The organism is Cupriavidus basilensis OR16 (genome assembly GCF_000243095.1).
In the GTDB taxonomy this organism is placed as follows: domain Bacteria; phylum Pseudomonadota; class Gammaproteobacteria; order Burkholderiales; family Burkholderiaceae; genus Cupriavidus; species Cupriavidus basilensis_D.
In genome coordinates this window covers 1-6,784 of the sequence record NZ_AHJE01000123.1, presented here as the reverse complement: position 1 = coordinate 6,784, position 6,784 = coordinate 1, and the positions used below count along the sequence as shown (strand labels likewise).

General features: G+C 68.6%; 9 protein-coding genes and 1 pseudogene. All 10 read left to right on the top strand.

Annotated elements, in window-relative coordinates:
• A partial coding sequence (locus OR16_RS33880; RefSeq protein WP_006163361.1) for an MBL fold metallo-hydrolase occupies window positions 1-423 on the top strand: 423 nt, incomplete at its 5' end.
• Between the two features lie 263 nt (window positions 424-686).
• Window positions 687-1,373 (top strand): hydrolase, encoded by a 687-nt coding sequence (locus OR16_RS33875; RefSeq protein WP_006163359.1) that lies wholly within the window; start codon window positions 687-689, stop codon window positions 1,371-1,373.
• A gap of 149 nt (window positions 1,374-1,522) precedes the next feature.
• The gene (locus OR16_RS33870) at window positions 1,523-3,358 is read left to right on the top strand and encodes an amidohydrolase (protein ID WP_006163357.1); all 1,836 of its coding nucleotides are present in this window, start codon (window positions 1,523-1,525) and stop codon (window positions 3,356-3,358) included.
• Between the two features lie 16 nt (window positions 3,359-3,374).
• Window positions 3,375-3,833: a DoxX family protein gene (locus tag OR16_RS33865; protein WP_006163356.1), complete on the top strand. Its 459-nt coding sequence runs from the start codon at window positions 3,375-3,377 to the stop codon at window positions 3,831-3,833.
• A gap of 98 nt (window positions 3,834-3,931) precedes the next feature.
• Window positions 3,932-4,225, top strand: a complete 294-nt coding sequence (locus OR16_RS33860; protein WP_006163354.1) for a XapX domain-containing protein — start codon at window positions 3,932-3,934, stop codon at window positions 4,223-4,225.
• A gap of 202 nt (window positions 4,226-4,427) precedes the next feature.
• Complete coding sequence (locus tag OR16_RS33855) at window positions 4,428-5,042, top strand: phosphatase PAP2 family protein (protein WP_006163352.1); 615 nt, start codon at window positions 4,428-4,430, stop codon at window positions 5,040-5,042.
• Window positions 5,039-5,707, top strand: coding sequence for an ABC transporter ATP-binding protein (locus OR16_RS33850; protein WP_100228034.1), 669 nt, complete (start codon window positions 5,039-5,041; stop codon window positions 5,705-5,707). The genes OR16_RS33855 and OR16_RS33850 overlap by 4 nt, the downstream gene beginning before the upstream one ends.
• Window positions 5,708-5,728: 21 nt before the next feature.
• Window positions 5,729-6,127 (top strand): annotated as a pseudogene (locus OR16_RS48570) (ABC transporter permease); the annotation flags it as partial.
• 61 nt (window positions 6,128-6,188) lie between these two features.
• The gene (locus tag OR16_RS48565; RefSeq protein ID WP_006163348.1) at window positions 6,189-6,425 is read left to right on the top strand and encodes an ABC transporter permease; all 237 of its coding nucleotides are present in this window, start codon (window positions 6,189-6,191) and stop codon (window positions 6,423-6,425) included.
• A gap of 41 nt (window positions 6,426-6,466) precedes the next feature.
• Window positions 6,467-6,784 (top strand): response regulator (locus OR16_RS33840; RefSeq protein WP_006163347.1); only part of this gene is annotated, 318 nt, incomplete at its 3' end.

The following is a 6,784-nucleotide window of genomic DNA, read 5'->3' as shown; positions in this document are numbered from 1 at the left end:
CCGATGTTCGATGGTGCCACCGCCTCGTTGCAACCCTATGTGGCGGCTGGCCGGTTCCAGGCTTTCGAGGCAGACGCCGAGCTGATCCCGGGCATCCGCGTCGAGGCCGATCCCGGCCACACCCCCGGCCACAGCACGTATCGCGTGCAAAGCCAGGGACAGACCTTGCTGCTGTGGGGCGACACCGTGCATGTGGCCCCCATCCAGCTCCCCGATCCCGGGGTCACGCTCAAATATGACAGCGATGGCACGCAGGCAGCACAGCAGCGCCTGCGCCTGCTCGCCGACGCGGCGCAGAACGGGTATTGGATCGGCGCCGCGCATATCTCCTTCCCGGGTCTTGGCCATATTGGTGTCAAAGGACAACAATTCCACTGGATTCCTGCTAACTACACGACAAACCTCGCAGGCTCGGCCCAATGATCCGCGCCTGACCGGTAGCGGCCCGGCATGCCCGCCTACGCCCCGGCGACAGCCGACTAATACGAACAGACAATGGCGATCAGCAGCACGCGGCTTTAACCTTGGCCCGGATTGCTTGCGGGGAGATCCACAAGACTCCCACGCATCACGGCCGCGCCGCCGCCGTGGTTGATCGCAGCAGCACCCGACCTGGGATCGGCCGTCTACCGCCAGTGCCGCGCCATGGCTGCACGATCCTGCCAACCCCTCCTCAGGAGAGAACGATGAGCAATCCCAAGCTAGAAGTGCTGACCCCGCAGAACAGCCAGCTGATCTTCATCGACCACCAGCCGCAGATGGCCTTCGGCGTGCAGTCGATGGACCGCCAGGCCATGAAGAACAACGTGGTGGGCCTGGCCAAGGCTGCCAAGATCTTCAATATCCCCACCACCATCACCACGGTGGAGAGCGAATCGTTCTCTGGCTTCACCTACCCGGAACTGCTGGACGTGTTCCCCGGCCAGAAGACACTGGAACGCACCTCGATGAACTCCTGGGACGACCAGAAGGTACGCGACGCGCTCAAGGCCAATGGCCGCAAGAAGGTGATCGTCGCCGGCCTGTGGACCGAGGTCTGCAACACCACCTTCGCGCTCTGCGCGATGCTTGAAGGCGACTACGAGATCTACATGGTCGGCGATGCCTCCGGCGGCACCAGCAAGGAAGCGCACGACTACGCCATGCAGCGCATGGTGCAGGCCGGCGTGGTGCCCGTGACCTGGCAGCAGGTGCTGCTGGAATGGCAGCGCGACTGGGCCCACCGCGACAGCTATGACGCGGTGATGAAACTGGTCAAGGAGCACTCGGGCGCCTACGGCATGGGCGTGGACTACGCCTACACCATGGTGCACAAGGCCGAGCAGCGCACCGCCACGCCGCACGAATCCATCGCCCCGGTGCCGGCCCGCTGAGCATGGCCAAGGCACAGACCCAGTCCCGCGACCCGAAGGCAGGCCGGGACGGCCTGCCCGACTCACCGTCTTCCCCCTCACTGAGCCGCCGGCAGTTCATCGCCGGCGCCGCCGCGCTGGGCGCGGCAACCGCCAGCCGGAGTTTTGCCATGACCGCATCCAGCACACCCGAACTCATCCTCGTCAACGGCAAGTTCGCCACGCTCGATCGCGCCAACCCGCAGGCCGAAGCCGTGGCCATCAGCGACGGCAAGTTTGTCGCGGTCGGCACCCGGCACGAGATCATGCAGCTCGCCGGCGCCACCACCAAGGTGGTCGACCTGCACGGCAGGCGCGCCATCCCCGGGCTGATCGACAGCCATATGCACATCATTCGCGGCGGCCTGAACTACAACATGGAGCTGCGCTGGGACGGCGTGCGCTCGCTCGCCGATGCCATGCGCATGCTCAAGGACCAGGTGGCGCGCACGCCCGCGCCACAGTGGGTACGCGTGGTCGGCGGCTTCACCGAGCACCAGTTCGCCGAAAAGCGCCTGCCGACCATCGAGGAACTGAATGCGGCCGCACCCGATACGCCCGTGTTCATCCTGCACCTGTACGACCGCGCCATCCTCAATGGCGCCGCCCTGCGTGCGGTCGGCTATACCAAGGACACCCCGAACCCGCCCGGCGGCGAGATCATGCGCGACAAGGCCGGCAATCCCACCGGGCTGCTGCTCGCCAAGCCGAACGCGACCATCTTGTACGCCACGCTGGCCAAGGGGCCGAAGCTGCCACCCGAATACCAGAAGAACTCCACGCGGCACTTCATGCGCGAGGTGAACCGCCTGGGCGTGACCGGCGTCATCGACGCCGGCGGCGGCTACCAGAACTACCCCGAGGACTATCACATCATCGAAGAGCTGCACAAGGACGGGCAGCTCACGGTGCGCCTGGCCTACAACCTGTTCACGCAGAAGCCCAAGGACGAGCTCAGCGATTTCAGCGGCTGGTCCAAGCAGATCAAGCCCGGCCAGGGCGACGACCTGTACCGCCACAACGGCGCCGGCGAGATGCTGGTCTACAGCGCAGCCGACTTCGAGGACTTCCGCGTCGAGCGGCCCGACATGCCGCCGTCGATGGAAGGCGACCTCGAACCGGTGATCCGCCTGCTGGCGGAAAACCGCTGGCCCTGGCGCCTGCATGCCACCTACAACGAGACCATCACACGCGCGCTGGACGTCTACGAGAAGGTGGCCAAGGATGTGCCCTTCGACGGGCTGCACTGGTTCTTCGACCACGCCGAGACCATCACCGACCGCAACATCGACCGCATTGCGGCGCTCGGCGGCGGCATCGCCGTGCAGCACCGCATGGCCTACCAGGGCGAGTATTTCGTCGAGCGCTATGGCGCGCGCGCGGCCGAGGCCACGCCGCCGATCAAGCGCATGCTGGAACGCGGCGTCAAGGTCGGCGCCGGCACCGACGCCACGCGCGTGGCCTCGTACAACCCGTGGGTCTCGCTGTACTGGCTGACCACCGGCAAGACGGTGGGCGGCATGTCGATGTACCCGCAGGCCAACCTGCTCGACCGCGACACCGCGCTGCGGCTGTGGACCGAGGCCAACACCTGGTTCTCCTCCGAGGAAGGCAAGAAGGGCCAGATCAAGGCCGGCCAGTTGGCCGACCTGGCGGTACTGTCCGCCGACTACTTCAGCGTGCCGGGGGATGATATCCAGGACATCACCTCGGTGATGACCGTGCTGGGCGGCAAGGTGGTGTACGGCGAGGGCGATTTCGACAAGCTCGCGCCTGCGCTGCCGCCCGCCATGCCGGACTGGTCGCCGGTGCGCCGTGTGGGCGGCTACCGAGCCGCGGCGTGCGGCTGCGCCAGCGCCTGCAGCGTGCACGGCCACGGCCATGCCAACGCATGGACCGCCGGCGTGCCAGCCTCGGACGAGAGCACCTTCTGGGGCGCCCTGGGTTGTTCGTGCTGGGCGTTCTGAGCCAAGGAGAACCACGATGACCTTGCCCGACCCGCGTCCTGCTTCCACTTCCACCTATCCGCCGGCATCCCGCACCGTGCGGCTGCCGCCCTGGCTGCGCTGGCTGGCCCTGCTAGCGCTGTGCGCCGCTTACCTGCAGGGCGGCCTGGTCAAGGCCATGGACTTCGCCGGCGCCGTTGGCGAGATGCAGCACTTCGGCCTCGCGCCGGCGGCGCCGCTGGCGGTCGCGGTGATCGTGCTGGAGCTGGGCGCGTCGCTGATGATCCTGTGCGGCTGGTACCGCTGGCTGGGCGCCCTGGCGCTGGCCGCCTTCACGCTGATGGCCACCTTCCTGGCCAACCGCTTCTGGATAGCGCCGCCAGCCGAGCAGGCCATGCTGGCCAACGCCTTCTTCGAGCATATCGGGCTGGCCGGCGGCTTCGTGCTGGTGGCCTGGGAGGACTTCGTCCAACGCGCGGCCGCGCACAAGACGTGAGACGCGCTGGCGGCCTCCGCTGGCGTCTGCTGCCTGGCATGGCCTGGCCAGGCAGCCAGCCCGACAACCCACACTGAACACTGAACACTGGAAATGCGATGAAGCTCTATATCGTCTCGCTTGGCGCCGGCATCCTCGTCGGCATCATCTACGCCCTGCTGCAGGTCCGCTCGCCCGCCCCGCCCGTGGTCGCGCTGATCGGCCTGCTCGGCATGCTGATCGGCGAGCAGGTCGTACCGCCCATCAAGCGCATGCTGGCCGGCGAGCCTGTCACCGCCGCCTGGTTCCACTCGGAGTGCGTACCCAAGATCACCGGCGTACCGCCGCCGGCAACCTTGGCCGCCACCAGCAACGACGTACCACCCGTGCCGCGCAGCGCCACCGACGTGTGATGCCAAGGGGCGAAAGCGGGAACCCCCTGCCGCAGTCCCGTTCCCTTGACGCGTTTCTCCTGACCCGCTACGGGGCAGCCGGCGATCCAAGCTGTGAGCCTGGGCGGTGGCCCGGGCACTGGCCGCCCCTCCGCCCAGCCTTAAGCGTTCCTTAAGCCGCTGTGCCCTATCCTTGTCGCATCGCCAGAATTCGACGCTCCCGATGCCGACGCTCCTTGCACTCAATCTCACGCTGTTCCAGCGCATGAACGCCCCCGCCGGCCTGTCGGGCGCTGGCCTGTGGGTGGCCACCTTCCTCGCCGAAGCGCTGATCGCGGCCGCGCCGCTGGTGCTGGCCGCCGGCTGGCTGCGCGGCCGGCCAGGAGAGCGCCGGATGGTGACGAGCGCGCTGGCAGCCGTGGCGCTGGGCGGGCTCTGCTCGACCTTGCTCAGCCTGCTGCTGCCGATGCCACGGCCCTTCATGGCCGGCATCGGACACACCTACCTGGCGCATGCCGCCGACCCATCCTTTCCGAGCGACCACGTCACGCTGCTGGCCACGCTGGCCTTCGTCCTGCTGCGCGCGCCTGGCAGGGCCCAGCGCCTGAGCGGGACCGGCTTGCTGGTAGCCGCGGCACTGACGGGCTGGGCCCGCGTCTTCCTCGGCGTACACTTTCCGCTGGACATCGTCGGCGCAGTCGCGATAGCGGCATGCTGCGCGGCCGTGGCTACATCCGCCTTCGCGCGCCCGCTGCTTGCCGCTGTCACGCTGCATGCAGAGCAACTTTACCGGCACCTGCTGGCCTACCCCATCGCACGCGGATGGCTCAATCCATGACAACGGCTGACACTATGCCGCCCCTCGCCGGCGTTGGTGCCGTGCCTTCAATGCGCGATGCCCACGCCAGCCTGGGCATCAGCGGCCTTGAAGGCGCTGGCCGCGGGCCGTTCAGCCTCACCATCGAGCCCGGCAGTTGCGTAATCCTGTCCGGCGCGTCCGGCGCGGGCAAGAGCCTGCTGTTGCGCATGATTGCCGACCTCGATCCCAATCGCGGGCAGGTCCGGCTGGGCGAGTCCCCACGCGAGAGCATGAGCGGACCGGCCTGGCGGCGCCAGGTCATGTACGTGGCGGCCGAGTCCGGCTGGTGGGGCGACGACGTGCTCGAACATATGGCGGACGTGCCGGCGGCCCAGGCGCTGCTGGCGCGGTTGTGCTTGCCTGCGGACATCCTGCAGGCGCCCGTGAGCCGCCTGTCCACCGGCGAGCGCCAGCGCCTCGCGCTGATTCGCGCGCTGGTGCGCCGTCCGCGCTTCCTGCTGCTCGACGAGCCAACCTCGGCGCTGGACGCCGAGACCACGCTGGCCGTCGAAGCGCTGCTGCACGACTGCAAGGCACAGGGGCTCGGGCTGCTGATCGTCTCGCACAATCCCGCGCAGGCGGCACGCCTGCAGGACCGGCACTATCGCCTCGGCGCCGCCGGGCTGGAAGCGGTGCCGGCATGAGCCCGATCCCGCTCACAGCCTATGACCTGGCGCTGGCCAGCCTGCTGGTGCTGGGCGGCGCAGGCGCCTCGCTGGCAATGTCGCTGGACGTGCACCGCAGCCTCCTCGCTGGTGAGCGCGTTGACGGTGGCGGCCATGATCGCGGCAGCCGCCCGCGAGGTGGGCAGCCGGCAGGAGCGCCGCCTGGCGGGGCCCTGGCACGCCTTGATCGGCGCCGCCGCCGTGAGCCTGCCGACACTGCTGGTGACCGTGCTGGCGCTGACCACGGCCTTGCGCCCAGCGCCTTGGTACGACGCCCGCCACGCCATCCCGCTGGCCGGCATCATCCTGGGCAATGTGATGAACGCCGCGAGCCTGGCGCTCAACGGCGCCTTTACCGCGGTCTGGCACCAGCGCGCCGCCATCGATGCGCGCCTGGCGCTCGGCGATGACCGCCATGCGGCGCTGCGCGTAATCGTACGCCAGGCGGTGCGCAGCGGCGATGCTGCCCACCATGAACACCATGGCGGCGGCCGGCATCATCACCATGCCAGGCATCATGACCGGCCAGATCCTGGCCGGAATGGACCCGATCGCCGCGGCCCGGTACCAGATCCTGCTGATGTTCCTGCTTGCCGGCGGCAGCATGCTAGGCGTAATACTGGCCGCCACGCTGGCGGTCCGGCGCCTGACCGACCACCGCCACCGCTTGCGCCTGGACCGGCTGCAACGCCGTTGACCCCAGGACACCCGCGAATCAACAACCAAGGAACCCTTGCCATGCGCCTGCTGCTGGTGGAAGACGACCCGATGATCGGTGAGAGCGTGGAGGAAGGCCTGCGGGCCGAAGGCTACGCGGTCGACTGGGTCAGGGATGGCCGCCTCGCCGAGGCCGCGCTGGCCGCCAACGCGCCCGGCACCTACGACGCCATGTTGCTCGACCTTGGCCTGCCCGGGCGCTCCGGCGAGGAGGTGTTGCGGCAATTGCGCGCCCGCGGCCTGGCGTTGCCGGTGCTGATCCTGACCGCGCGCGACGCCACCGCGGACCGCGTGCGCGGCCTGGATGCCGGCGCCGACGATTACCTGGTCAAGCCGTTC

Excerpts from the sequence above, each read along its gene's own strand:
- OR16_RS33875 (WP_006163359.1), top strand. The coding sequence starts at position 687 with ATGAGCAATCCCAAGCTAGAAGTGCTGACCCCGCAGAACAGCCAGCTG.
- OR16_RS33870 (WP_006163357.1), top strand. The coding sequence starts at position 1,523 with ATGACCGCATCCAGCACACCCGAACTCATCCTCGTCAACGGCAAGTTC.
- OR16_RS33865 (WP_006163356.1), top strand. The coding sequence starts at position 3,375 with ATGACCTTGCCCGACCCGCGTCCTGCTTCCACTTCCACCTATCCGCCG.
- OR16_RS33860 (WP_006163354.1), top strand. The coding sequence starts at position 3,932 with ATGAAGCTCTATATCGTCTCGCTTGGCGCCGGCATCCTCGTCGGCATC.
- OR16_RS33855 (WP_006163352.1), top strand. The coding sequence starts at position 4,428 with ATGCCGACGCTCCTTGCACTCAATCTCACGCTGTTCCAGCGCATGAAC.
- OR16_RS33850 (WP_100228034.1), top strand. The coding sequence starts at position 5,039 with ATGACAACGGCTGACACTATGCCGCCCCTCGCCGGCGTTGGTGCCGTG.
- OR16_RS48565 (WP_006163348.1), top strand. The coding sequence starts at position 6,189 with ATGCTGCCCACCATGAACACCATGGCGGCGGCCGGCATCATCACCATG.